The organism is Coprobacter sp., assembly GCF_982436375.1.
In genome coordinates this window covers 1-2,458 of record NZ_CEWDCG010000301.1, presented here as the reverse complement: position 1 = coordinate 2,458, position 2,458 = coordinate 1, and the positions used below count along the sequence as shown (strand labels likewise).

At 36.9% G+C, this 2,458-nt stretch carries 3 protein-coding genes; all 3 read right to left on the bottom strand.

Annotated features, from left to right (window positions below; genetic code table 11):
* Nucleotides 1-64: 64 nt before the first annotated feature.
* Nucleotides 65-706: an HAD-IA family hydrolase gene (locus AC1WHX_RS11880; protein WP_302546534.1), complete on the bottom strand. Its 642-nt coding sequence runs from the start codon at nt 704-706 to the stop codon at nt 65-67.
* 247 nt (nt 707-953) lie between these two features.
* Complete coding sequence (locus AC1WHX_RS11875) at nt 954-1,520, bottom strand: NAD(P)H-dependent oxidoreductase (protein ID WP_278584494.1); 567 nt, start codon at nt 1,518-1,520, stop codon at nt 954-956.
* A 20-nt stretch (nt 1,521-1,540) separates the two neighbouring features.
* Nucleotides 1,541-2,404, bottom strand: a complete 864-nt coding sequence (locus tag AC1WHX_RS11870) for an aldo/keto reductase (protein WP_122337314.1) — start codon at nt 2,402-2,404, stop codon at nt 1,541-1,543.
* Nucleotides 2,405-2,458: the final 54 nt, after the last annotated feature.

The window sequence follows — 2,458 nt, the reverse complement described above, 5'->3', positions numbered from 1 at the left end:
AAAGATACAAAAAAGCCAGCTAATTCGCAACACTTTGTGTATGAATTAGTTGGCTAATTTTATACTATTTACTGAATCTCCCTAAATCTTTGACTATATAATCGGCTTTGGCCTGTATGAGTTCTTCCTTACTACCGTAGCCATATAGGACTCCTGCTGAAGAAATGTGATTAGCCTTAGCTCCTTCTATATCGTGTTTCCGGTCTCCGATCATGATACATTTATCTAATTTGTTTTTGAGTTGGCAGTTTTCTAATACGTAGTTAATGACGTCTTTCTTGGAAGATCGGCTGTCATCAAAAGTCGCGCCTCCTATAAAATCGAAATAGAATGATAGTTCAAAATGATCGAGTATCTGTTTGGCTAAAATTTCAGGTTTAGACGTTGCTAATAATATTTGCTTGTTTTCCTTTTTCTGTTTCTGTAAGAAATCTTTTATTCCGGGATAAACTGCGTTTTCGAATATTCCTTTTAAAGAAAAATATTCATGATATTTTGATGTTGCAAGAGTTGCTTGCTCTTCAGTAAAATGATAGAATTCTTTAAAAGAATCTTTGAGAGGTGGACCAATGAACGGTTGCAGCAAGCTTAATTCTTTTATTTCAATTCCAAAATGTTTCAGAGCATATTGTACCGATCGGGTAATGCCAGTCATTGAATCGGTAACAGTCCCGTCCAAATCTAAGAGCAGATAGGAGTATTTCATTTTTTATTTAAGGGTTATTTTGACGGTTATTTTTGAGTGTGGCAAATAAATATAATTTTTTTTAATCCGTCAATAGATGATGTTGGAAAATCGATTTTGAAAAAACAGAATCTGATTTCTTGGATGTAATTTTGAAAACATTATAGACAACATCTTGTTGCCTATAATGTCCCCTATATTAGGAATAAAGAGTCTGAATTTTGCTCGGCTCTGTTTTGAAAATAATAATTTCTTAATCGGAAAATATTTAAGGATTTTCCAAGTTTTTTATTTTCTCGACCAATGAATAAGCGTGATTAATGGCTTTGTCTTTCATTTGTCTCAGAATCTTCTCATCATGCCGGTTGGCGTAAGAGAGGCCTCCGCTATATATATAGCCTTCCCATTGCAATCCGCATAGATTGGCCAGCTGTTTATAGGGCGGAAGAAAATCTTCGATAGGATAATTTTGTAATCCGTCGTAACAGTACATTTCCTCTGGAGCACCGGAAGTGAAAGAAAGTATCAACTTTTTGCCTTTCAGCTTGTCTCCTGTTTGCCCGTGAGAAAAACCGTGTACAAACGTTTGTTCTATCCAACGATGCAGTAGAGAAGGTGCACTATACCAGAATAGAGGAAATTGGAAGACGATAATATCTGCACGAAGCAGCCGTTTTTGTTCTGTTTCTATATCTATACGGAAATCCGGATATAATTTGTCTAAATAAGCAAACTCTGCTTCAGGTAACAGACTGTTCAGTTCTTCCAATATATTTTTATTTGCGAATGAATTATTTAAATCAGGGTGTCCCGATACTATCAATATATTTTTCATATTTCAATGTAACAGGTTATTTACTTGTTTTTGGGATTGAATTGTTTATCATAATTCAGCAAAAAACGTACCAGCTCGGGATTACGATGTGACCATTGGAAATCTGCTTCTTGATTGAGCGGGCGAATAGCTTCCATTTCTGCATCAGTAAGGGAGAAATCAAATACATCCAAATTCTGCTTCATCCGTTCTATATGAGTAGACTTGGGAATAGCGATAATATTTCGTTGAATGAGGTAGCGCAAGGCTACTTGTGTAGCTGTTTTGTTGTGATTCTCAGCAATTTTTGCGATAGTAGGGTTGTCGAACAGAGTTTTATTTGCCTGTGTGAGCGGAGCCCATGCCATAATATGGGTATCGTATTTGTTCATCTCTATCTCCGCATCCCATTGTTGACTGAATACGTTTGTCCGTAATTGATTTACCGCAGGCTTTATATCGACATTTTCTGCTAAGTCTACGAAACGGTCGGGATAAAAGTTACTCAAACCAATACTTCTTGCTTTCCCGGCTTTTACAGCTTTTTCCATAGCCCGGTATGTTCCGTAATAATCTCCAAAGGGTTGGTGAATGAGTAACAGGTCGATATAGTCGGTACGTAATTTTCGTAAAGACTCATCGATACTGGCTGCTGCTCTACTTTCTCCTGCATTGCTGATCCAGACTTTGGTAGTAATGAATAATTCGCTGCGAGGAACACCGCATTTCGTAATGGCTGCACCTACACCTTCTTCATTATAATATGCTTGTGCTGTGTCTATGCTACGGTAACCTACACTGATGGCATCGAGTACACAACGTTCGCATTCTTCAGGAGAGACCAGATAAACTCCATAACCTAAGATCGGCATCTCTACGCCGTTATTTAATTTTACTTTTTGCATCATTAGTGTCCACTAAAAAATCATAGAAGTTCTTTGAAATTATTGAAATTCAAT

What these genes read in the sequence shown, in the direction of transcription:
- AC1WHX_RS11880 (WP_302546534.1), bottom strand. Translation starts at nt 706, where the DNA reads ATGAAATACTCCTATCTGCTCTTAGATTTGGACGGGACTGTTACCGAT.
- AC1WHX_RS11875 (WP_278584494.1), bottom strand. Translation starts at nt 1,520, where the DNA reads ATGAAAAATATATTGATAGTATCGGGACACCCTGATTTAAATAATTCA.
- AC1WHX_RS11870 (WP_122337314.1), bottom strand. Translation starts at nt 2,404, where the DNA reads ATGCAAAAAGTAAAATTAAATAACGGCGTAGAGATGCCGATCTTAGGT.